The organism is Diaphorobacter sp., assembly GCF_050251835.1.
Classification (GTDB): domain Bacteria; phylum Pseudomonadota; class Gammaproteobacteria; order Burkholderiales; family Burkholderiaceae_C; genus JBFXIE01.
The window spans coordinates 14865-38670 of the sequence record NZ_JBFWLZ010000031.1 but is presented as its reverse complement, the minus strand read 5'-3'; the positions used below and the strand labels follow the sequence as shown (position 1 = coordinate 38670).

Sequence of the window (23806 nt, the reverse complement as noted above, 5' to 3'; positions counted from 1 at the left end):
CTCTTGAGCAAAACCTTGAGCACGCCTTGCAGGCGGCGCGCACTGGCTTCGTCGCAGGCACCGGCAAAAACCAGCGCCGCATCCTGCGCCCAAGTCTGCGCAGGCGCAGGATCGTGGCGGCGAGTGAGCAGCTGCAATTGCAACGCACGGCGCGCGGCAAGTTGGTCAACCGGTGTCGGCACCTCGGCTGCAATCTCCAGACGCAGCAACGCCTGCTCACCCGACGCCCCCGCTGGCGCGCCAATAGCCTGGCACCATGCAGCGCGCACGCTCGCCGATACCTTGCCACCCAGCTCCTGCAGGCTGGGCACCTGAGCGGCGTCTCTACTCTTCCAGGCAGACATCAGCTGCGTAAGAGCCTCGCCGTGCGCCTGCGCTGCCAGTTTGCGCAGCGCCATCTGCGCATGCTCCATTGCGTCGCGCTGCGCCCGAAAGGCGGCATCGCCCAGACGCAGACCCCGTACAGCTTCGCGGTCACGCCCCACCACATCACGAGAACCACGGCCGTCACGGCCATCGCGCCGATCACCACCAGCACGCCCCGCGCGAACCTCCTGAACGGGCGCGGACTTGCGCATGCCCGGACGGTCATCACCGCGCACCGCGACCACTGCACGCGCCGGTGCCGCAACAGCCGGTTTTTCGCCGGCCACATCCGCTCCTGAATCAGAAGCCCCCTGCGCTGCGCCTTCCGGCGCTGGAGCCTGGTCTTTATCCGGACCCGCATTGCCAGCATCGCCAGCCGCCTGATCCTTGGTCGCACGTTCCAGCGCAGCCATGGCCTCGCGGATTTTTTGCACGTCGCCAGAGGCACTGGCTGCATCGAGGGCTTTGGAGGCTTCAAGGACTGCGCGATCACGGCCGCTCAGCTCGGCCGTATGGCGCTCGCGATCTGCGGACTTGCGTTTGAACGCCTCATCAATGGGCTTGCGGAAGGCGTCCCACAGCTTTTGCTCGTGCTTGCGATCCAGGGGCACGGACTGCGCCTCTGCCTGCCAGCGCTGTTGCAGCGCCTTGATGGCATCAATGCGCAATGACGGCGCAGCCCCCAGAGCCTCGGCCTCGGCAATCATGGCGTGGCGCCGTTCCAAGCTGGCTTTCTGTGCCGCCTCCAGAGGCGCCGCGGCCTGCGCCAGCGCCTGCTTCCAGGCCGACTGCAACTCGGCAAATGCCTTCTCACCCACATGCCCTCCAGAGCGCCAGCGCTCGGCGAATTGGTGCAGCGCACGGTTGGCAGCCTTCCAGTCAGGTGCTGCCGCGCCAGGCTGCACCTGCTGCTGCGCCCAGGCCTTGACCTCTTCAATCAGGGCCAGGCGCTGTGCACGGTGCTGCGCTGCCTCGGCGCGCACTTTTTCCAGCCAGGCTTCGACCACCTTGTGGGCCGCGTTGCAGGCGTCGTCAAACTTCTTCCACAGCGCATGATTGGCCGGCGCACCCTGATCCGCGTGCTTCCACTGCTCGCGCAGCTGGCGCAGCAGCTCCTGCATCTTGCGCCCCCCCAAAGCCTGCGCGTCCGGGCGTTGCAGCAATGCCTCGGCGCGCGCAACCAGGTCTTCTCGCACCTGATCCGCGCTCCAGCGCTGCCAGCCTTCCAGCTCTCCCGCAGCCACCAGTGCCAGATGCACCTTTTGCTCCAGCTCCGCGTCGATCAACTTGCCATGCACCTTGAGTACGGCGCGCAATGCAGTGGCGGCGCCAGCGCTGGCCTTGCCATGCCCCTGCACAGTCTCCGCCTCCAGCTTGGCCAGGGCTTCACCCACGGCCTGCTGCGCTTTTTCGCGCAGCTGGGGATCGACCTTCGGCCGCGCCACTGTACGCACCGGTGTCTTGGCTTCTGCAGCCTCTGCAGGCAAGCCTCGCGCCACGCGCAGCTCATCAGCCCACACAGGCACGGGCGGCAGAGGCGCAGCAGCGTCCTGCGCTGCTGCAACGGCCTGCGCCAGCGCCGCCTGAAACGCATCCCACACCACCAGCAACTGGGTGCGCGAGGACTCCAGCAACGTGGGAAAACGCGCCTCAACACTGGGCCATGCGACATCACCCGTCAGATCCTGTGCCTGCTGCTGCCAGCGGCTCACGTCGGTATTCAGCAGCTCGAGCGCCGACTGCGCGTCTTTCCAGGGCTTGGTGGACAGCACCTCGATGCGTTGCGCCAGCAACACTGCAGCCTCGCGCTGCACCTGCACACGGTGCTGCAGGTCTTCGATCGTCTTCACACGGTCGTTGAGCTGGGTCTTGAGCGCGGCCAGCGGCTCGCGTGAGAGAGGTGCTCCGGCCTTGGCCGCATCGCGCTGCCAGGCAAGCGCGTCGGCGATGTTCAACTTGGCCGAGGCCAGCAGCGCCTCGGCTTTGGCCGCCCATTCCGCAGCAATGGCGACCTGCCCTTCGGCACGACGAATTTCATCCAGGCGTTCACGCACGGCACGCGCGGCACCCTTGTCGCGGGCGCTCAGCTCCTTGAACACCTCCTGCAGTTTGTCAGCGGGGGGATTGGTGGCCAGCCATTCGCGGATACGTGCTGACCGATCGCCAGATGTCGCGGCCGAAAAGGCGCCGCCTGTGAGCGAATCTAGTGGATGCTGCTCGATGGTTTTGGCCTGGACCGGGGTCACTTCGGGTGCTTCGGACATTTTGCTGCGAGAGGAAAAAGAAAACATGAAACCAATAAAGAAGGAAGGCACGCGAGGCGGCTGCCCAGCGCCCGGCGCCTAGGCCGAAGCCCGAGGGTTCAAACCATCATTTTCGCCCGGATTTGGCCGCGGTCATACCCCAGTCAGACGACAGCATGCCAAGGCTCACCGTTGCCAGCCTTACGCGGAACGTTGTGAAACAAGAAGATTGACGCATGACAAACGAAAGCACTCAGACCAGGAGCGTGCGAGCAGGATCTGGTGGCTGCCATGAAGCGCGCCAGAACAGGGGAGATTGCACGGGGAGCACCAAGGCCGCAACTGAGGTCAAACCGATTGCAACTGCCTGCGCAGCTGCGCGCATGCACGGGTGTTCTTGCAGAAAGCGAGTCTTTAGTCTTTTTTCGATCTTGTCGGACGTGTCAATGAACGTGACAGGCTGCCTGCAACCGGCAGGCGTTCAGCGTTAGATCGGACGCTTTTCCAAAAAAAAAGGACTCAGGATTTTTCCTAAGTCCTTGGTTACCAATGGTTGGTTGGTAGGCGCGATTGGACTCGAACCAACGACCCCCACCATGTCAAGGTGGTGCTCTAACCAGCTGAGCTACGCGCCTGTGTTTATTCGAGAAGCGAGAGTATAGCAGTGAAAATGCACCAACTTCCAAACAATACCTCAGCGCCTACGCGCAGACCGCACCCCCTGCACCGCGGCAACGATGCCAAGCACTTTGTTTAGCCGCTCTGCGTCCGATACCTCGACAGTGAACGTCATCCACGCCGTGCCCTTGACGGACTGCGTCTGTACGCCAATCACGTTGGTCTTCTCGCGCGCAAAGACTTCGGATATGTCACGCAGCAGGCCCTGACGGTCGGACGCCTCGACCGCCACATCCACCGGATAGACAGCCGCCAGCTTTGCCTGGCGCGTCGGCCGTCCCCATTGCACGTCGATCACGCGCTCGGCATTGCGCACCGCCATCTCGCGGAAGTTGCGGCAATCCGCGCGGTGCACGCTGACACCTTTGCCGCGCGTCACAAAACCGCGAATATCGTCGGGCGGCGCCGGTTTGCAGCATTTGGCCAGTTGCGTCATCAGCGAGTCCACGCCGACCACCAGCACCGCGCCTCTGGAGGCTCCGTCAGGTGTGCGCGCTTTCCTGAGCAGCACATCGGGCGCGTCTGCAGCAGGCTCGGGCGGGCGCAGCAGCGCTTCGATGGAGCGCAGCGACAGCTCGTCCTTGCCCACCATCTCGAAGAGCGCGTCCGCTGATTTGAACCCCAGCTGCACTGCCAGATCGTCGTGCTTGAGCGCCGTCTTGCCCTCGCGCTGCAACAATTTTTCGACCAGTTCGCGCCCCCGGGCCACCGTTGCATGCGTGGCCTGGGCATTGAACCAGGCACGCACCTTGGCCTTGGCGCGGTGGCTGGTGAGGTAGCCCAGCTCCGGATTGAGCCAGTCGCGCGAAGGGCGCCCCTCCTTGACAGTGCTGATCTCCACGGTCTGGCCGTTTTGCAAGGGCGTGTTCAGCGGCACCATGGCCCCGTCCACACGCGCGCCGCGGCAGCAGTGGCCCACAGTGGTGTGCACGGCGTAGGCAAAGTCCAGCGGCGTCGCGCCCTGCGGCAGCTCCACCACGGCTGCACCGGGCGTCAGCACGTAGATGCGGTCTTCAAACAGGCTGCTACGGCTGGCCGAGCCCACCAGATCGCGCTCCCAGGCCAGCAGTTGGCGCAGCACGGCGATTTTGGCGTCGTAGTCGCTGCTGGCCGATACACCCGCGTAGCCCTTGGTGCCCGCCTCCTTGTAGGCCCAGTGCGCTGCCACACCATGCTCGGCATGGTCATGCATGGCCTGGGTGCGGATCTGGATCTCGATGGCCCTGCCCGCCTCATCGCGCACCACGGTGTGCAATGACTGGTAGCCGTTGGGCTTGGGGCGGGCAATGTAGTCGTCAAACTCGGCCTCGATGGGGACGAACTGGCTGTGCACCCAACTCAGTGCGGCGTAGCAGTCCTTGACGCTGGGCACGATCACGCGCAGCGCGCGAATGTCGAACACCTGATCAAAATTGAGCGACTTGCCGCGCATCTTCTTGACGATGCTGTAGATGTGCTTGGGTCTGCCGGACACACTGGCGCTAATGCTGTGCGCGCGCAAGTCGGACTCGAGCCGGCTGCGCACCTGCTCCATGTATAGCTCGCGCTCCGTGCGCTTTTCGTCGAGCAGGCGCGCCACTTCCCGGTAGGTGTCCGGCTCCAGAAAGCGAAAAGCCAGGTCTTCCAGCTCCCACTTCATCTGCCAGATACCCAGGCGGTTGGCCAGGGGCGCAAACACCTGCAGCGCCTCGCGCGCGATGGCAGGCGATACCGGGCATTTGGACGCTGCATAGTGGCGCAGGGTCTGCAGGCGCGACGCCAGGCGCAGCATCACGACGCGCAGGTCGCGCGAGAAGGCCAGCAGCATCTTGCGCACGTTCTCGGTCTGCGTGGCCTCGTCATCCACCTGCTGGCCCCTCACCTGCGCCTCGCGCGCCTGGTGCTGCACACGCATGAGCTTGGTGGTCTCGATGGCCAGCGCGGCAAAGTTGCTGCCGAAGGCCTTGGTGATCACTTCCTCGGGCTTGTTCAGGTGCTCGCAGGCATACACCAGATAGGCTGCGGCCTGCATGGTCTCGGAGCCGCCCAGGTTCTTGAGGATGCTGGCCACCGCGTCCGCGTGTGCCAGGGTGTTTTCGCCGGTGGCAAGCGTTTCGCCAATCAGCAACGGCTGGGCAAAGGTGCGCGCGCGCGCCAGGGCGTCGATCTGGCCGGGGTCCGCCTGCGATGTGGCGGCAATGAGCTGCGGTATTGCGTCCGGGCGCGGGCCCACCCCCGCCGCCCCCTGACCCAGGGGCAACTGCCCCCTGGAACTGCTCTTCATGCGGCCCACTCCTCTTGCTGCTGCCGCAAAAACTGCGCGACCACAGTCACCTGGTCACTTTGCACCAGTGTCGGCGCATGGCCCACGCCGGCAAACTCCACCAGTTGCGCACGCGGGCCGCGCTGCGTCATCTCCTGCGCCGTGGTCTGCAACAGCAGGTCTGACTGCGCGCCGCGCAGCAGTAGCACCCGGGCGGTGATCTGGTCGTACAGCTGCCACAGCTGCTGTTCTGCGGCAAGCGCGGCGTCTTGCGTCACGGCCCGGTAGGGCACGGCGATCGCCGGGTCGTAGTGCAGCACCAGGCCACCCTGCGGCACCGCCCGCACCATAGGGCGCGACAGCTCCAGCCACTGCGCGGGCGTGTGCGGGCCAAAACTGCCGGACACCGCCCACAGCGCGTCGGCCGCCTGCTGCACTGTCTCGAAATGCGCGGGCTCTCCCAGGTACTGGCCGATGCGCTGCAGCGCCTGCCATTCGATGCGCGGCCCCACGTCATTAAGCACCAGGCGCCGCACCGGCGCGGGCAGGGGCAGCCCGGGCTGGCCGCACAAGGCGATGCCGATCAGCCCGCCCATGCTGGTGCCCACCCAGTCCAGCGTTTCAATGGGGCTCTGCGCATGCAGCTGCGCCAGCATAGCGAGCATGTCGCCCAGGTACACGGGCATCTGGTAACCCGCGGGGTCGGCCAGCCAGTCGCTGCGACCGCGCCCCACGACATCGGGGCAGACCACGCGCGCATGGCGCGCCAGCACACGGGCCAGCGTGTCGAAGTCCCGCCCCTGGCGCGACAGTCCGTGCACGCAGACGATCACATGCGGATGGGCAGCATCGCCCGTGTCATTCCACTCCCAGTAGGCCATGCGATGGCCTGGTTGCGGGCCGTCGGCGGCCGCGGGGCCGGGGCACGGTACGTATTTCAGCGTAGGTTCAATCATGGAAACGGTACCGTCATTCAGCGCTTGATAATGCCTGCGCTGCATCCTAATTCATTCGGAGAGACTCTCATGCTGAACGGCAAAACCGCCCTTGTTACCGGCTCCACCAGCGGTATTGGCCTTGGCATCGCCAAGGCACTCGCTCGCCAGGGCGCCCATATTGTGCTTAACGGCTTTGGCGACGTGGACGGGCCACGCGCCGAAGTGCTGGCCGCGGGCCAGGCGGCGGGCGTGCGCGTGGCCTACCACGGCGCCGACATGAGCCGCCCCGCGGAGATCGAAGACATGTTCAAGTACGCCACCGCCCAGTTCGGCCAGGTGGACATCCTGGTCAACAACGCCGGCATCCAGCATGTGGCCAGCGTGCAGGACTTCCCGGTGGACAAGTGGGACGCCATCATCGCCATCAACCTCACCAGCGCCTTTCACACCACCCGCCTGGCGCTGCCGGGCATGCTGGCCAATAACTGGGGGCGCATCATCAACGTCGCCTCGGTGCACGGGCTGGTGGCCTCGGCGCAGAAGTCGGCCTACGTGGCCGCCAAGCACGGCATCGTCGGCCTGACCAAGGTCACGGCACTAGAAACCGCCCCTACCGGCGTGACCTGCAATGCCATCTGCCCGGGCTGGGTGCTCACCCCGCTGGTGCAAAAACAGGTGGATGCCAAGGCGGCCGCATTGGGCGTAACCACCGAAGAAGCCACCAAGATCCTGCTGGGCGAAAAAGAACCCTCCATGCAGTTCACCACGCCAGAAGAACTGGGCGAACTGGCCGTGTTCTTCTGCTCGGCCGCCGCCAACAACGTGCGCGGCGTGGCCTGGAACATGGACGGCGGCTGGGTCGCGCAGTAATCCCGCAATCGGCGGCAGCCCTGGCGACCCGCCCGGGCTGCGTGCAGCGTTTTGGCGCCATATGCCATGTGTCATGTGCCCGTTGCAGTGCAGACATGCGGCCCAGGGCATGAATGAAGGCCGGTGTCAACGCGTGCCCAACGTCAGCTGCGCCTTGGGTGTCCAGGCGCTGTCCCCCTCCCCAACCGGCTCCAGCTTGCTGGCCCCCACAAACAGCCGCTCCAGTGACAACTGCCGGCTGGCCAGATAGTCGCGCACGGCCACCCCGCGGGCCAGTGCCAGCTCGCTCATGGCCCTGTCCGGCACATCGATGCTCTGGAGCAGCAAGGCCTCCATCTCGGCTTGCGGCAGGTCTTTGGTCATGCCGACCATGTTGCGCGGTTTTTTGATGTCGGCGCTGCGGTAAACCTCCTTGAGCAACGTCGGGTACTCTGCGTCGCTCATCGGCGCCACTTCAGCCTCCGGGTTACCCGCCCTGACCGCTGCGCGGCGCTTGTACGCCTGTGCCATGTCGCGCAGGCGCTGGCGCTTCCAGGCCAGCTGTTCAGTCTGCGGCTGAGCCCAGCCCACCACGGTCACCTTGAGTGCGGGCCGGTTGTTCAACTCCTGGGCAATCTTGTCGAGTTGCTGGCGCGCGTTGCCATCCAGCACGGCGCTGCCCGGCGCGAAAGCCACCGCGCCCTGCTCATCCGCGCCACCGAAGGCGCCCGCCAGCAAGGAAAACGGCGCCGTGATCGCCTTCATGATGAGATTGCCCACCACTTTGAAGATGACCGCGCCCAGCCGAAACTCAGGATCGTTCAGCGATCCGCTGATGGGCAGTTCCACATCAATCACGCCGTTGCGGTCTGCCAGCAGCGCCACGGCCAGCCGCACCGGCAGGCTGGCTGGCGCGCCCTCAACCGGTTCGCCAAAGGCCAGCTGGTTCAGCACCAGCTTGTTGCTGGCCGTCAGCTGCCCGCTGGGCAGCACCTTGTACGACACATCCATGCTGAGTTTGCCGCGCTCGATGCCATGACCCGCGTATTTGACGCTGTAGGGGGTCAAGGGCGGCAGTTCAAGATCACGCATGCGGCCCTGGATGTCCAGCGCCAGCGGCTGGACTAGCGGGTTCAGCCTGCCGGTGATCTCTAGCGATGCCGTGCCCTGAGCGCGGCCGCGCAGCTCCAGCTCGGCCATTTGCGGTTGTGCACCGGCCACGGGCGCAGCGGACGAAAACGCGCTGAGCCGGCCCGTCAAATCGCTGAGGTCGGCCGAATAATTGGGCTTGATGAAGTAGTCCGAGAACCGGATCGAACCGTTGGTGAGCGCCACAGGGCCGAAGCGAATGCGCGGCGCCATCGACTGGGCCGGCTGCTCTGCTGCGGGTGCTGCCCGGTTCTCCGCTTCTGACGAGGGGGCCGTGGACACCTGCGGCCCGGCCATGGCCTGCCCGGTCGCAGCGGCCTTGCCCATGTTTTGCAGATTGATGCGGCCGTCTTCCTGCACGATGATGCGCGCGAAAAAGTCGCTCAGTGCAGTCTGCGCCACGTCCAGCGCCAATGGCTGGCCCGGGTTCAGTTGCAAGGCCACGCCACGCAGCGACAGCGACTTCCAGCGCAGCAGCTCCTCGCCCCGCTGCGCCACGCGCACGCTTTGTGCGTCCGGCCCGCCGTCTGCCGTCTCGCCGCCCGCGGCGCGCACATGCACCTCATCGAGCGACGCATCTCCCGCCACCGACAGGGTGGGTGCCGCTGCGCCATTCACAAAGCGCAGATCACCGACAAAACTGCCATCGGCACGCAAGATGTCCACATTCAGGCCCGGCGCCACGTAAGGCTCCAGCGCGTGCAGCGGCACATGATGCGCACGCACTGTGCCCTGGACGGTCAGCGCCTCGGCCGCCGCCACGGAGCCTTCATAAGTCAGCCGCCCCGGCTCGGTGCGACCGGCACCCACGCGCGTATCCAGATGCACCGCTGCCGGTGCCAGCTTGCCATCGACCAGGGAGATACCACGCAGGCGCGCCTGCAGCCCGGACAGGTTGAGCGCCACCGGCGTGGCAGGCGCGGAGTCCCGGAAAGCGACGTTGGCGTCCTGAACCTCAAGGTCGTGCAGCTTCAGCGTCCAGAGCTCTCGCCCGGCCTTCTGTGTCGGTACGCCATGGGGTTGGCCGGGTGGCGCTGCGGCCGTCGCCTGCGCCAGCCACTGCTCGAACATCCAGCCGCCTTCTGGCGCGCGCGCCACGAGCAGCCGAGGCTGGTGCAAAGCCACCCTGCCTAGCGTCAACTGGCGACGCGGCAGCAGCACCAGGGCATCGGCCACGTCCAGCCGACCCCACTGCGCCAATACGTCGTTGCCCGCACCCACCATCCCGGCGCCGCGCAAACTCTGGCACTTGTCGCCTGCCATGCAACCCAGGGCCAGCTTGTCCACTGACAAGGTCGCCACCTTGGCCGCGATGGCATCGCCGTTTCTGGCCAGGCCCAGGTCCGCGTCCACCATGCCGCCAACCGACGGCTTCAGCACTGCTTGCAGGTAGGGCGCGGCCATCGCCACGTCCAGGCCGCGGACAGAAACCGCCGCTTGCGCGACGACATCGGTCGCCTGGCCCTGGACGGCCAGGCGTGCGCCATCAGCCCGGGCGCCACCGCCCGACAGCCGGCCGCTTGCCTTGAATTGCAACGGCTGCCGCAGGGGCCACGCAATCGCCGAAGCCTCCAGTTGCAGGTCATCGGCTGTCCAGGTGGCGTTGGCGCCGTGCAGGCTGGCGTCCGTCCATTCAAGGGCGCCGTCGGCAAGCCTCAGCGCCCCAAGTCTGAACTGCCAGGGGGATTCATCCTTTTGCGCGGCTGGCGCCTGCGCGGCCTTGGGGCCCTGCCCCGCTGGCGCGGCCTGCGGATGCGCCGTGAACGCCAGACGCCCGGATGCGTCCCGGCGCAGCTGCATGCGGGCGCCATGCCACTCAAGGGTGTCTATGTCCACCACGCGCTGCAATGGCTGCACATCCTTGATTGCCATCTGCAGGGCGTCAAACTCCAGCAAAGGAGCGCCAGCCAGGTCTGTGGTCTGCACGCCGCGCAGCGCCAGATGCCCGGCGATCTTGAACTCGGGCGCGGGCTGCTGCTCAAAACCCAGCCGCAAATCGGCATCGAGCACACCCGCCTTGAGGCGCAGCGGCACGTTGCCCGGCAGGTAGTCGCCAAAGGAGCCCAGATCGAATCCCTCGATCTTCAGCTGGATCTCTGTGTGGCGATTTTCGGCAAATGGGGTGACCTGCGCTGCAGAATCAAAGCGGCTGCCATTCATCGTGAAAGCCAGGCGCGGGGTGACCGTCACCGCGCGGGCAGCAGAAAAATTGCTCAGAAAGGGTATGTCCAGCCGAATCTGCCGCAGTGCGTGAACCTGGCCCACCGTGCGGTCGTCAAATTCAATGGCGCCGCCCTGCAGCGCCAGGTTGTACAACGCAAAGCGCGACGGTGATGCCTTGGTGCCCGGCTGCATCTGCGCGCTCTGCTGCGCAAGGCGGGCCAGCACATCGTCGAAGTCATAGCGCCCCGGCTGCGTCTGCGTGACACGGATGACCGGTTCGTCCACCTGCAATGCATCGATCACCGGCGCCAGGCGCCACAGCGATTGCAGCTCGGCATCTAAATAGATACGTGCCACCTGAACCTGGGAAGTCTTGCCATCCTGAGAGGCGATCGACAAGCCATGCACCGTGGCCTCCAGCGTCCACGGCAGAAACTCGACCCTGGCGACAGTCACGGCGCGGCCCAGCGCTTGCGATGCGTACTTTTCAATTTGCGCGCGCGCCACCGGAGGCACGATCAGCCAGGCCATCAGCCATAGCGCCAGCAGGCACCCCAGAAACCACGCGACAGGCCGACTCCACCGATGGGTTCTGAGACGTTGTAGGACTTGCATCACGGTGCACCTGATCACTTGAGCGTTTGAGTTTCTGACCTGATTGAACCAGCGAACGCCGGTCCACCAACGCCAGGACATCCAAAAAAGAAAGCCCGGTGCGCGAAGTCAATCCGCGCACCGGGCTTGACGGCAGACACAACGGTCTTTTGCCATCTTTTGCACCGCGGAGATGAACGTCCCCGGTGCGGGAGGCAAGGTATTGCCTCCAAGGCTTGCCCTGGAAGCGATGAACCTATTGCTCAATGTGGCAGCTTTGCCGTGCATCGAGTCGGTGTCGCTTCTTCGGGCGCATGCCTGAACAGTTCAGGCAAATTCAGGTTAGCAAAGTCGGCGGCACTTTCCAACAGACTTTCTCAATGAGCAATGCACTGCAGATTGAGAGTTTCATTTGGTAGTCAATGCCAGCTTCAACCTTCGGAAGACCCATTTTTGACACAAAAATGAGGTTAAAAACAGTGCTTAAATTTAATTTTTGTATAAAGATTAAAATTATTAGTATTGACCTTGCATTTTGAGGCCCCATAGAATCCGCCAGCCTTCAAAGACAGGCCTTCGTACCACCCAACCGTGTCCCACACGGCTAAGGCAGACAGACAGCTCCGGCGACCCTAAGCGTCGCAACTGGACTGCATGGTTTGCCAATCCAGGCGAGACAGCCTGGTCGGACCGAGTTCTCCTGACCCATCGTCCAAGGAGCTCCGTCACTCAGGACTCGACTCAAAAAGGAGAAGTTATGACAGCGTCAGCAAAAGCGGTCGCCGGTGTGCGCACCTTCACTGCGGATGTGATCAACGGTTTTCTGGAAGTGACTCACAGCGGCTTCGCACTGCTGGGGCTGACCGTGGCCTTTGCCGCCATCACGCTGTCAGCGCGGCCCGACTTGCGCCAGGCTGGTGAAGAACAACTCATGGACTGGCTGCAGGCCCGCCAGGTGGCGGAGATCGGCTTTCCGCTGGAGCCCGCTGCCAGTGACCGCGCCATGGCCATCAACCCCAAAGAACTGCCGCGTGAACAAGCCGCGGTGGCCTACTGGCTGAGCAAAAAATACCGCGTGGCGCCCGAACCCCTGGCAGCCCTGGTGACAGAAGCCTACGACATCGGCGCGCGCACCAAGCTGGACCCCACGCTGATCCTTGCCGTGATGGCGGTCGAGTCGAGCTTCAACCCGTTTGCCCAGAGCCCCGTGGGCGCCCAGGGGCTCATGCAGGTGATGACCCGCGTGCACACCGACAAGTACGAAGGCTTTGGCGGCCACCTTGCGGCATTCGACCCGGTGACCAACCTGCGCGTGGGCGTGAAGGTGCTGCAAGAGTGCATTGCGCGCGCCGGATCGATCGAAGGCGGCCTGCGCTACTACGTGGGCGCCGCCAATCTGCCGGACGACGGCGGCTACGCCGCGAAGGTGCTGGCGGAGCACTTCAGGCTGCGCCAGGTGGCCAATGGCCGCGCCGACGCCCGCCTGCCGGTCAACACCAAGCCCGCCATGCTGTCCACCCAGGCGCCTGCCGCACCTGCCCCTGCAGTGGAAGCCGCGCCCGCGGCGCAGGCACCAGCCGCCGAAAAGGTGGCGCTGCTGGACGGCATCTGAAGCCACGCTGCCCGGCGCAAGAGCGCTCTTACAACGACTACACTAGCCGGGCACGCAACTGGCGATAGGCGGTGCGGCGCCCTTGGGCCTCGCCGCTGACGTGGATACCGGCAGAAAATTCTTTTTCTGCAAACCACTGGGGAGCGTGCCGCGCGGCAGGCAACAGCCCCGCAGCGATTCGTCGTTCGCCTGGGCAGCCCTTGATTGTCAAGGGACACTTAGTTCATCGGACTGCCATGTACCAACGCAATATCCTTGTCGAACAAACCGATCCTGAAGTGTGGGCCGCCATCCAGGCCGAAGACCGCCGCCAGGAAGAGCACATCGAACTGATCGCCAGCGAAAACTACGCCTCGCCTGCCGTGATGGCCGCCCAGGGCTCGCAACTGACCAACAAGTACGCCGAGGGCTACCCCGGCAAGCGCTACTACGGCGGCTGCGAGAACGTGGACGTGATCGAGCAGCTGGCCATTGACCGCATCAAGCAGCTGTTTGGCGCCGACGCCGCCAACGTGCAGCCCAACTCGGGCTCGCAGGCCAACCAGGCGGTGCTGATGGCCTTCTTGAAGCCCGGCGACACCATCCTGGGCATGAGCCTGGCCGAAGGCGGTCACCTCACGCACGGCATGCCGCTGAACATGAGCGGCAAGTGGTTCAACGTGGTCTCTTACGGTCTGAACGACAAGGAAGAGATCGACTACGACGCGCTGGAAGCCAAGGCCCGCGAGCACAAGCCCAAGCTGATCATCGCCGGTGCCTCTGCCTACGCGCTGCGCATCGATTTCGAGCGCTTCGCGAAGATTGCCAAGGAAGTCGGCGCCATTTTCTGGGTGGACATTGCCCACTACGCCGGCCTGGTGGTCGCAGGCGAGTACCCCAACCCCGTGCCGTTTGCAGACGTGGTGACCTCCACCACGCACAAGAGCCTGCGCGGCCCGCGCGGCGGCATCATCCTGATGAAGGCAGAGCACGAAAAAGCCATCAACAGCGCCATCTTCCCTGGCCTGCAGGGCGGCCCACTGGAGCACGTGATCGCCGCCAAGGCCGTGGCCTTCAAGGAAGCGCTGTCGCCCGAGTTCAAGGCGTACCAGCAGCAGGTGACCAAGAACGCCAAGGTGTTTGCCGAAACGCTGATCCAGCGCGGCCTGCGCATCGTGAGTGGCCGCACCGAAAGCCACGTCATGCTGGTGGATCTGCGCGCCAAGGGCATCACCGGCAAGGAAGCCGAAGCCGCACTGGGCAAGGCCCACATCACGATCAACAAGAACGCGATCCCCAACGACCCCGAAAAGCCCATGGTGACCAGCGGCATCCGCGTGGGCACGCCCGCCATCACCACGCGCGGCTTCAAGGAAGAAGAAACGCGCCTCACCGCCAACCTGCTGGCCGACGTGCTGGACAACCCGCACGACGAAGCCAACCTGGAGGCCGTGCGCGCCAAGGTGCATGCGCTGACCAGCCGCTTCCCGGTCTATCGCTGATCCGGGGCTGCCAGCGCCTGCGCGATGAAGTGCCCCTTTTGCAACAACCATGACACCCAGGTCGTAGAGACCCGGGTGTCCGAGGACGGGGACTTCATCCGCCGCAGGCGCCAGTGCGCGGCCTGCGAAAAGCGCTTCACCACCTACGAGCGGCCCGAGGTCAACTTCCCCACGGTAGTCAAGAAAGACGGTCGCCGTGTGGAATACGACCGCCACAAGCTGCTGGGCTCGTTCAAGCTGGCGCTGCGCAAGCGCCCGGTGAGCACGGTGCAGATCGACTCGGCCATAGAGCACATCGAAGAAAAGCTGCGCACCCTGGGCCAGCGCGAAGTGCTGTCCAGCCGCATTGGCGAACTGGTCATGCGCGAACTGAAGAAACTCGACAAGGTGGCCTATGTGCGCTACGCCAGCGTGTACCGCAGCTTCGAGGACATCGACGAGTTCCGCGCGCTGGTCGATGAGGTGCGCAAATAGGCCCACGCGGCCTTCCCGCCCGCAACCTTCTTCGCCTTTATTGCTCTTTTATTGATAGCTGCCAGCGCTCATGGAACGCGGAATGCAGCCATTTTGATCTTTATTCCTGGCGCGCGGCCGCTATCGGCCCCACGGCCTGCACCACGTCGCCGCACTGCGCGCGGTGGCGCAAAGCGTGGTCCATGACCACCAGCGCCAGCAGAGCTTCTGCGATCGGTGCCGCGCGGATGCCCACGCAAGGGTCATGACGGCCCTTGGTGATGACCTCGGTGCTCTGGCCGTGGATGTCGATGGATTCGCGCGGGCTGATGATGGAACTGGTGGGCTTGATGGCAATGGACACCTCAATGTCCTGCCCCGTGCTGATGCCGCCCAGCACGCCGCCCGCGTTGTTGCTGGCAAAGCCTGCCGGCGTGAGCGAATCGCCATGCATGGTGCCGCGCTGGGCCACGCTGGCAAAGCCAGCGCCAATCTCCACGCCCTTCACGGCGTTCAGGCCCATCATCACGTAGGCAATGTCGGCGTCCAGCTTGTCGAACAAAGGCTCGCCCAGCCCCACGGGCACGCCCGTGGCCTGTACGCGGATGCGCGCGCCGCACGAGTCGCCGGACTTGCGCAGCGCGTCCATGTAGTCCTCGTAGGCCTGCACGTCGGCCACCGGGGCAAAAAACGGGTTGCGCGGCACATGCTCCCAGCTCTCGAAGGGGATGGGCAGTTCGCCCAGCTGGGTCATGCAGGCGCGAAAGCGCGTGCCGAATTTTTCGGCCAGCCATTTCTTGGCCACGGCGCCGGCCGCCACGGTGGGGGCCGTCATGCGCGCGGACGAGCGGCCGCCGCCGCGCGGATCGCGCAGGCCGTACTTGTGCCAATAGGCGTAGTCGGCATGGCCGGGGCGGAAGGTCTGCAGGATGTTGCCGTAGTCCTTGCTGCGCTGGTCCTGGTTGCGGATCAGCAGCGCGATGGGCGTGCCGGTGGTCTTGCCCTCGTACACGCCCGACAGGATCTCGACCGCGTCGGGCTCATTGCGCTGCGTCACATGGCGGCTGGTGCCGGGGCGGCGGCGGTCCAGATCCGCCTGGATGTCGGCCTCACACAAATCCATGCCCGGCGGGCAGCCGTCGATCACGCAGCCGATGGCCGGGCCGTGGGATTCACCAAAGTTGGTGACGCAAAAAAGGGTGCCAAGTGTGTTGCCGCTCATAGGGGCGCGATTATCCCAGAGCGGGTAACGCTACTAAAAAAATAGCTGCCAGCGCTGGATTAGCAACGGTTGGCGGGTTTTTTGATGGGTAACCGCCTGGGCAATCATCAGGACAGCCCGCCAGAGTCCTTCAGCTGGCAGCGGGGCGCGATTCCTCCTGCGGCCAGTCGCGGATGTAGGCCTTGAGCAGCTTGTTCTCGAAGTTCTGGCTGTCCACCACGGCCTTGGCCACGTCGTAGAAGCTGATCACGCCCATGAGCATGCGGCGATCCATCACCGGCATGTAGCGCGCATGGCGATCCAGCATCATGCGGCGCACCTCGTCCATGTCGGTCTCCAGGGTGCAGGTGAGCGGGTGGTCGTCCATGGCGGTGCGCACCAGCATGGTGCCCACGCCGCCGCCGTTCTTGACCAACGTCTGGATCACCTCGCGGAAGGTGAGCATGCCCACCAGGTCGCCATGCTCCATGACGACCAGCGAGCCGATGTCCCGCTCGGCCAGGGTTTCGATGGCGCGGGCCAAGGGTTCGTCGGGGTGCACGGTGTAGAGGGTGTTGCCTTTGAGGCGCAGGATGTCGCTGACTTTCATGGGAAATCTCCGGATGGCTCTGCAGGCGCTGCATGCAGCCTTGTTGCCCAAGAATAGCCCACAAATAGCCCACAATGGCGCGCAGTTTCACCCACATGGAGACCTGAATGCCCGGATATTCCGACCCCGGCTTCGACACGCTCGCACTGCACGCGGGCGCGCAGCCGGATCCCGCCACAGGCGCGCGCGCCGTGCCCATTCACCTGAGCACCTCGTTCGTCTTTCAATCCAGCGACCACGCGGCGGCCTTGTTCAACCTGGAACGCCCCGGCCATGTGTACAGCCGCATCAGCAACCCCACCAACGCGGTGCTGGAGCAGCGCGTGGCGGCGCTGGAGGGCGGCGTGGGCGCGATCGCCGTGGCCAGCGGGCAAGCCGCGCTGCACCTGGCGATTGCCACGCTGATGGGCGCGGGCAGCCACATCGTGGCCAGCACGGCGCTGTATGGCGGCAGCCAGAACCTGCTGCACTACACGCTGCGCCGCTTCGGCATCGACACCACCTTCGTCAGGCCCAGCGACATCGACGGCTGGCGCGCCGCCGTCCGCCCCAACACCAAATTGTTCTTTGGCGAAACCGTGGGCAACCCCGGGCTGGATGTGCTGGACATTCCCACCGTGTCGCAAATCGCGCACGAAGCGGGCGTGCCGCTGCTGATCGACTCCACCCTCACCTCGCCCTGGCTCATCAAGCCCTTCGAGCACGGGGCCGACCTGGTCTATCACTCGGCCACCAAGTTCCTGTCGGGCCACGGCACGGTGATTGGCGGCGTGGTGGTGGATGGCGGCAGCTTCGACTGGGAAGGCTCGGGCCGCTTTCCCGAGCTGACCCAGCCCTACGACGGCTTTCACAACATGGTGTTCACCGAAGAAAGCACCGTGGGCGCCTTTTTGCTGCGCGCGCGCCGCGAGGGTCTGCGCGACTTTGGCGCCTGCATGAGCCCGCACACCGCCTGGCTGATCCTGCAGGGCATCGAAACGCTGCCGCTGCGCATGGAACGCCACATGCGCAACACCGAAAAAGTGGTGCAGTTTCTGGCCAGCCACCCGTTCGTGGCGCGCGTGGGTCACCCGCTGCTGGAGTCGCACCCCAGCCACCAGCTGGCGCAAAAGCTGCTGCCGCGCGGCGCGGGCTCGGTGTTCAGCTTTGACCTGAAGGGCAACCGCGAGCAGGGCAAGAAGTTCATCGAGACGCTCAAGCTCTTCAGCCACCTGGCCAACGTGGGCGACTGCCGCAGCCTGGTGATCCACCCCGCCAGCACCACGCACTTTCGCATGAGCGACGAGGCGCTGGCTGCCGGCGGCATCGGCCAGGGCACGATCCGCCTGTCCATCGGGCTGGAAGATGCCGACGATCTGATCGACGACCTCAAGCGCGCGCTCAAGGCCGCAGAAAAACTCGACGGAAAGGCAGGTGCGTGATGTACGTGCAAGTCAACGGCGCACAAACCTATTGCTACACCGGCGGCAAGCCGTTTGATGCCGCCAAGCCCACCGTGGTGTTCATCCACGGCGTGCTGAACGACCACAGCGTCTGGGCGCTGCAAAGCCGCTACATGGCCAACCACGGCTGGAACGTGCTGGCCGTGGATCTGCCCGGCCACAGCAAGAGCGCCGGCGAGGCGCCCGCCAGCGTGGAGCAGGCGGCCGACTTTGTGGGCGCGCTGCTCGATGCGCTGGGCATCCAGCAGGCCGCGCTGGTGGGCCACAGTTGGGGATCGCTGATCGCGCTGGAGGCCGCTGCCCGCCTGGGCACGCGCATCAGCCACCTGGTGCTGGTGGGCACGGCCTACCCGATGAAGGTGTCGCCAGCGCTCATCGAGGCCTCGCAGACCCACCCCGAGCAGGCGATGCGCATGGTCAACGTGTTTTCGCGCAACACGCTGGCGCCGCCGTCGGGCGCAGGCATGTGGGTGTATGGCGCGGGCATGGCACTGGGCCGCCGGGTGCTGCGCAGCAACCCGCAGGTCAACGTGTTCCACCGCGGCTTTGTGGCCTGCGACAGCTACGCCCAGGGCGAGCAGGCCATCGCCGCCATCCAGTGCCCGGTGCTGTTTGCGCTGGGCACGCACGACCAGATGACATCCCCCAGGGCGGCGCAAAACCTGATCCAGGCCGCGCGTGCAGCGGGCAAGACGCTGCAGGTGGTGCACCTGCCGGCGGGCCACAACCAGATGACCGAGGCGCCCGACGAGACACTGATGGCTGTGCGCGACTTTCTGGCACGGCCGATGCTGAACTGAGCCGTGCGGGCGGTGCGACAGCCAGCGCGCACCGCCCGCCGCCCTGGATATTTTTATAAGCCCAATATGCTTTTAGCGCAGACAGATAAAGCGCAAGAAGCTATCAACATGATAGTAAAAGTGGAGCTAGCGATACCGGCCGTGGCGCCGGGACATTGCCGGGCCGCGTGCGGCTGCGCATCTAGACTGCCTCATTGCCGTGTTGACCTCGTAGCCAAACCCCAGCCTGCATGACCCAGACACCCCCCACCCCCGAAGCCGACGCGCCCCACTGGCACGCCCTGCCCGCAGTGGATACCGTTCAGCAGCTGCGCACCGACCCACACCGCGGCCTGGCGCAGGCCGACGCCGACCGGCGCCTGTCGCAGTGGGGCCCCAACCGCCTGCCCGCACCGCCGCGCCGACCGGCCTGGCTGCGGCTGCTGGCGCAGTTTCACAACGTGCTGATCTACGTGATGATGGCGTCGGCCGCCGTCACGGCGGCGCTGGGCCACTGGGTGGACACGGGCGTGCTGATGGGGGCCGTGATCGTCAATGCCGTCATCGGCTTTTTGCAAGAGGGCAAGGCCGAGTCCGCGCTGGACGCCATCCGCCGCATGCTGTCGCCGCAGGCCACGGTGCTGCGGGGCGGCCAGCGCCAGCTGGTGGACGCCGAGCAGCTGGTGCCCGGCGACATCGTGCTGCTGGCATCGGGCGACAAGGTGCCCGCCGACCTGCGCATCGTGTCGTGCAAAAGCCTGCGCGCCGACGAGGCGGTGCTGACCGGCGAATCCGTGCCCAGCACCAAGGGCGATGCCCCGGTGGACGCCACAGCCGCCCTGGGCGACCGGCATTGCATGCTCTATTCGGGCACCCTGGTGGCCGCTGGCACGGCCGTGGGCGCCGTGGTGGCCACGGGCACGCGCACCGAGCTGGGGCGCATCAGCGCGCTGCTGGCCCAGGTGCAGACAGGCACCACGCCGCTGCTGCGCCAGATAGGGCAGTTCAGCCACTGGCTGGCGCTGGTCATCGTGGTGTTCGTGATCGCCACCTTTGCCATCGGCGTGTTGTGGCGCGGCCAGCCCGCCGAAGAAATGTTCATGATGGCCGTGGCCCTGGCCGCCGCCGCCATTCCCGAAGGCCTGCCCGCCATCATGACCATCACGCTGGCCATGGGCGTGCGGCGCATGGCGCAGCACAACGCCATCATCCGCCAGCTGCCGGCGGTGGAAACGCTGGGCTCGGTGACGGTGATCTGCTCGGACAAGACCGGCACCCTGACCTGCAACGAGATGACGGTGCAGCGCATGGTGACGGCCGACCGCGTCTATGAGGTCACCGGCACGGGCTATGCGCCGCTGGGCGGTTTTTTGCGCGGGGACACAACCGTGGCGCCACAAGACGATGCGGCGCTGCAAGCCTTGGCGCACGTGGCGCTGTTGTGCAACGACGCCGCCCTGAACCACACCGACGACGGCTGGACCTTGACCGGCGACCCCACCGAAGGCGCGCTGATCACCCTGGCGCTCAAGGCCGGGCTGGACGCCCCGGCCGAGCGCGCCGCGCATCCGCGCATCGACGCCATACCGTTCGAGTCCGAGCACCGCTTCATGGCCACGCTGCACCACGACCACGAGAGCCATTCGGTCATCCTGGTCAAGGGCGCGCCCGAGCGGGTACTGGACATGTGCCGCGCCCAGCGCCACTGGCGCGCAGACGGCCAGCACGACGACGTGCCGCTGCAGCCCGACTACTGGCGCCGCGCCGTGGGCGACTGTGCCGCGCGGGCGCTGCGCGTGCTGGCCGTGGCCATCAAGCGGGTGCCCATGCAGCAGCACACGTTGCAGTTTTGCGACCTGGACAATGGCTTTGTGCTGCTGGGCCTGATGGGTAGCATGGACCCGCCGCGCCCCGAGGCCGTGGCCGCCGTGGCCGAGTGCCAGGCCGCCGGCGTGCGGGTGAAGATGATTACCGGCGACCACGCCGAAACCGCGCGTGCCATTGGCGCGCAGCTGGGCATCGGCGTAGGGCTGCCCGCCCTGACCGGCGCCGAGATCGAACTGCTGGACGATGACGCGCTGCGCGAGGTGGTGGCCAGCGTGGACGTGTTCGCCCGCGCCAGCCCCGAGCACAAGATCCGCCTGGTGCAGGCGCTGCAGGCGCGCGGCGAAATCGTGGCCATGACGGGCGACGGCGTGAACGACGCGCCCGCCCTCAAGCGCGCCGACGTGGGCGTGGCCATGGGCAAAAACGGCACCGAGGCCGCCAAGGACGCCGCCGCCATGGTGCTGACCGACGACAACTTCGCCACGCTGGGCCATGCGGTGCGCGAGGGCCGGGGCATCTACGACAACGTGCGCAAATTCATTTTGTTCATGCTGCCCACCAACGGCGGCGAATCGCTGGTGGTGTTCTTTGCCATCGCCTTCGGCCTGCTGCTGCCGCTCACGGCCGTGCAGGTGCTGTGGATCAACCTGGTCACCTCGGCCACGCTGGGGCTGGCGCTGGCCTTCGAGCCCACCGAGGACGACGTGATGCGCCGCCCGCCGCGCGACCCGCGCGAAAAGCTGCTGCCGGGCCTGTTCGTGTGGCGGGTGGTGATGGTGTCGATGCTGATGGCCGGCGCATCGCTGGGCCTGTTCTTGTGGGAGATCGCGCAGGGCACCACCGTGGAGACGGCGCGCACCATGGCCGTGAGCGCGGTGGTGGTGGCCGAGATGTTCTACCTGCTCAACAGCCGCCACATCGAGCACAGCAGCCTCACGCGCAGCGGCCTGCTGGGCAACCCCCATGTGCTGGTGGCCATTGGCGCATGCGCGGTGCTGCAATTGGCCTTTGTGCATGCGCCCTGGCTGCAAGCCGTGTTTGGCTCCACCGACCTGAGCCTGGATGAATGGTCGCGCGTGGTGCTGGCGGGTTTGGCGGTTTTTCTGCTGGCCGAGCTCGAAAAGCTGGTGCTGCGCCTGTGGCGGGGCGCGCGGCGAACCGCCCGCGCCTGAGTCACTTCCTCAGGCCAGCAGCCGGCACAGCGCGCGCAGGCTGCCCAGCGTGGCGTGCGGCGGCGTACCGTGCAACCACGGGGCCTGCGCCGTGTTGATCCACGCTGCCTGCATGCCCGCATCCAGCGCACCGCGCGCGTCCAGCAAGGCATCATCGCCCACATGCAGCACCTGCGCAGGCAGTGCGCCCGCGGCCTGCGCCGCCGCATGGAAGATGCGCGCATCGGGCTTGGCAATGCCCAGCACCGGCGCGCTGAGGCTGGCCTTGAAATAGCGGCCGATGCCCACGCGGTGCACGTCGGCATTGCCATTGGACACAGCCACCACCGGGTAGCGCGTGGACAAAAACTCCAGCGTCTCCAGCGCGTCATCGAACAGATGGACGCGCTGGCGCTCGGCAAAAAAGAAGTCGAACGCGGGCTCGGCCAGGGCCGGGTCGTCGCCCGCCTGGGTCAGCGCCAGCCGGATCGACTCGCGCCGCAGCGCGCTCAGGTCCAGCCGCAGGTCGGGGCGCAGCGTTTGCATGTGCAGCCGGATGGCGCGCAGCGCCTGCGCATCGGCAAACAAGGCTGCCGTGGCGGGCGCATGCGCGGCCAGCCAGCCCGCCAGCGCCGCCTCGGCCCGGGCGATGGTGGGCCAGATGGGCCACAGCGTGTCGTCCAGGTCGATGGTGATGGCACGCACGCGGGCGGGGTCGAGCTGCGGCGCGGGCACGGGTGCGGACTCGGGCACCGACGGCTGCGCGGCAGGCTGCTGGGGTGGCAGGGGTGGCAAGGGCGTTTCAGACACAAGCTCGGGCATGGACTGGCAAGAATACTCCAGCGCCACCCGGCCTGCCGGGGCGTTTGCCACAATCAGGGCATGCGCTCACCTTTCTCCCCCGAACCCCCTTACACCCACGGCCAGGCAGGCCGCACCGCCGTGCTGCTGTGCAACCTGGGCACGCCCGACGAGGCCACCGCCCCGGCCGTGCGCCGCTATCTGGCGCAGTTTCTGGGCGACCACCGGGTCGTGGAGATTGCGCGCCTGCTGTGGCTGCCCATCCTGCACGGCATCATCCTGCGCGTGCGCCCGGCCAAGTCGGCCGCCAAGTACGCCTCGATCTGGACGCCCGAGGGCTCGCCCCTGGCGGTGTGGACGGCCCGGCAGGCGGCGCTGCTGGCTGACGGGCTGGGCGAGGCCGGCCACCAGGTGCTGGTGCGCCACGCCATGCGCTACGGCAACCCCTCGATCTCCAGCCAGCTGGATGCGCTCAAGGCCGAAGGCGCGACGCGCATCCTCATCCTGCCGCTGTACCCGCAGTACTCGGGCACCACCACCGCCAGCGTGTTCGACGCCGTGTACGCCTGGGCCGCGCGCACCCGCAACGTGCCCGAGCTGCGCTTCGTCAACCGCTACCACGACGACCCCGGCTACATCGACGCCCTGGCGCGCACCGTCGAGTCGCACTGGGCCGCCCACGGCACGCCCGACCAGCTGGTGATGAGCTTTCACGGCGTGCCCGAGCGCACGCTGCACCTGGGCGACCCCTACCACTGCGAGGCGCGCAAAACCGGCCGCCTGCTGGGCGAGCGCCTGGGCCTGCGCGCCGACCAGTACCGCATAACCTTCCAGTCCCGCTTTGGCAAGGCCAAATGGCTGGAGCCCTACACCCAGCCCACCATCGAAGCGCTGGGCCAGGCCGGCACCCGGCGGGTGGACGTGGTCTGCCCGGGCTTTACCAGCGACTGCCTGGAGACGCTGGAAGAAATCAACGAAGAGGTGCGCGAGGCCTTCCTGCACTCCGGGGGCCAGGAGTTTCACTACATCCCCTGCCTGAACGACAACCGCCAGTGGATCGGCGCCCTCAGCCGCCTGGCGCAGCAGCACCTGGCCGGCTGGCCCACCGAGGCGCCCAGCGCCGCCGCGCTGGCCGAGGCCCGCCGCCACGCCCTGGCCGGCGGCGCCCCGGCAGGCGCGTGCCCCATGGGCCACGGGAAGGCAAAGGCGGTTGACCAGGGCTGATTT

15 protein-coding genes, 1 tRNA gene and 1 riboswitch are annotated in these 23806 nt (G+C 66.2%); of the genes, 8 read left to right on the top strand and 8 right to left on the bottom strand.

Annotation, left to right across the window (positions count from 1 at the left end):
• From AB7E35_RS11150 to AB7E35_RS11135, 4 genes are all read right to left on the bottom strand, one after another.
• A partial coding sequence (locus AB7E35_RS11150) for a DUF349 domain-containing protein (RefSeq protein WP_428167570.1) occupies nucleotides 1-2630 on the bottom strand: 2630 nt, incomplete at its 3' end.
• Between the two features lie 537 nt (nucleotides 2631-3167).
• A tRNA-Val gene (locus AB7E35_RS11145) sits at nucleotides 3168-3244 on the bottom strand.
• 59 nt (nucleotides 3245-3303) lie between these two features.
• A complete protein-coding gene (locus AB7E35_RS11140) occupies nucleotides 3304-5550 on the bottom strand; it encodes a RelA/SpoT family protein (RefSeq protein ID WP_428163287.1) in 2247 nt (748 codons plus the stop codon).
• Nucleotides 5547-6485 carry an alpha/beta fold hydrolase gene (locus tag AB7E35_RS11135; protein WP_428167569.1) on the bottom strand — a complete coding sequence of 313 codons (939 nt, stop codon included), beginning with the start codon at nucleotides 6483-6485 and terminating at the stop codon, nucleotides 5547-5549. Before AB7E35_RS11135 ends, AB7E35_RS11140 begins: the two co-directional genes overlap by 4 nt.
• Nucleotides 6486-6554: 69 nt before the next feature.
• Between AB7E35_RS11135 and AB7E35_RS11130 the strand changes: the two genes are divergently transcribed.
• A complete protein-coding gene (locus AB7E35_RS11130) occupies nucleotides 6555-7337 on the top strand; it encodes a 3-hydroxybutyrate dehydrogenase (protein ID WP_428163285.1) in 783 nt (260 codons plus the stop codon).
• Between the two features lie 126 nt (nucleotides 7338-7463).
• Here AB7E35_RS11130 and AB7E35_RS11125 read toward each other — a convergent pair whose 3' ends face one another.
• A complete protein-coding gene (locus tag AB7E35_RS11125; protein WP_428167568.1) occupies nucleotides 7464-11243 on the bottom strand; it encodes a DUF748 domain-containing protein in 3780 nt (1259 codons plus the stop codon).
• 736 nt (nucleotides 11244-11979) lie between these two features.
• Between AB7E35_RS11125 and AB7E35_RS11120 the strand changes: the two genes are divergently transcribed.
• From AB7E35_RS11120 to nrdR, 3 genes are all read left to right on the top strand, one after another.
• Complete coding sequence (locus tag AB7E35_RS11120) at nucleotides 11980-12834, top strand: transglycosylase SLT domain-containing protein (RefSeq protein ID WP_428163283.1); 855 nt, start codon at nucleotides 11980-11982, stop codon at nucleotides 12832-12834.
• Between the two features lie 44 nt (nucleotides 12835-12878).
• Nucleotides 12879-13036, top strand: a riboswitch (ZMP/ZTP riboswitch).
• A gap of 34 nt (nucleotides 13037-13070) precedes the next feature.
• Nucleotides 13071-14315, top strand: a complete 1245-nt coding sequence (glyA, locus tag AB7E35_RS11115) for a serine hydroxymethyltransferase (protein WP_428163282.1) — start codon at nucleotides 13071-13073, stop codon at nucleotides 14313-14315.
• Nucleotides 14316-14339: 24 nt separating this feature from the next.
• Nucleotides 14340-14789, top strand: a complete 450-nt coding sequence (gene nrdR / locus AB7E35_RS11110) for a transcriptional regulator NrdR (RefSeq protein WP_428163281.1) — start codon at nucleotides 14340-14342, stop codon at nucleotides 14787-14789.
• A gap of 100 nt (nucleotides 14790-14889) precedes the next feature.
• Here nrdR and aroC read toward each other — a convergent pair whose 3' ends face one another.
• Together aroC and AB7E35_RS11100 are read right to left on the bottom strand one after the other, a co-directional pair.
• Nucleotides 14890-15990, bottom strand: coding sequence for a chorismate synthase (gene aroC / locus AB7E35_RS11105; RefSeq protein ID WP_428163280.1), 1101 nt, complete (start codon nucleotides 15988-15990; stop codon nucleotides 14890-14892).
• Nucleotides 15991-16120: 130 nt separating this feature from the next.
• Nucleotides 16121-16579: a CBS domain-containing protein gene (locus AB7E35_RS11100; RefSeq protein ID WP_428167567.1), complete on the bottom strand. Its 459-nt coding sequence runs from the start codon at nucleotides 16577-16579 to the stop codon at nucleotides 16121-16123.
• A gap of 107 nt (nucleotides 16580-16686) precedes the next feature.
• On the opposite strand from AB7E35_RS11100, the gene AB7E35_RS11095 reads away from it, so the two are divergent.
• The 3 genes from AB7E35_RS11095 (at nucleotide 16687) to AB7E35_RS11085 (ending at nucleotide 21799) form a co-directional block, all read left to right on the top strand.
• Nucleotides 16687-18000 carry an O-acetylhomoserine aminocarboxypropyltransferase gene (locus tag AB7E35_RS11095; protein ID WP_428163278.1) on the top strand — a complete coding sequence of 438 codons (1314 nt, stop codon included), beginning with the start codon at nucleotides 16687-16689 and terminating at the stop codon, nucleotides 17998-18000.
• Nucleotides 18000-18821 carry an alpha/beta fold hydrolase gene (locus AB7E35_RS11090; protein WP_428167566.1) on the top strand — a complete coding sequence of 274 codons (822 nt, stop codon included), beginning with the start codon at nucleotides 18000-18002 and terminating at the stop codon, nucleotides 18819-18821. Before AB7E35_RS11095 ends, AB7E35_RS11090 begins: the two co-directional genes overlap by 1 nt.
• Nucleotides 18822-19051: 230 nt before the next feature.
• Nucleotides 19052-21799 carry a cation-transporting P-type ATPase gene (locus AB7E35_RS11085; RefSeq protein WP_428163276.1) on the top strand — a complete coding sequence of 916 codons (2748 nt, stop codon included), beginning with the start codon at nucleotides 19052-19054 and terminating at the stop codon, nucleotides 21797-21799.
• Nucleotides 21800-21808: 9 nt separating this feature from the next.
• On the opposite strand, the gene AB7E35_RS11080 is transcribed toward AB7E35_RS11085, so the two are convergent.
• Nucleotides 21809-22600: an HAD family hydrolase gene (locus tag AB7E35_RS11080; protein ID WP_428167565.1), complete on the bottom strand. Its 792-nt coding sequence runs from the start codon at nucleotides 22598-22600 to the stop codon at nucleotides 21809-21811.
• 60 nt (nucleotides 22601-22660) lie between these two features.
• Here AB7E35_RS11080 and hemH point away from each other — a divergent pair, with 60 nt between their 5' ends.
• A complete protein-coding gene (gene hemH / locus AB7E35_RS11075) occupies nucleotides 22661-23803 on the top strand; it encodes a ferrochelatase (protein ID WP_428163274.1) in 1143 nt (380 codons plus the stop codon).
• Nucleotides 23804-23806: the final 3 nt, after the last annotated feature.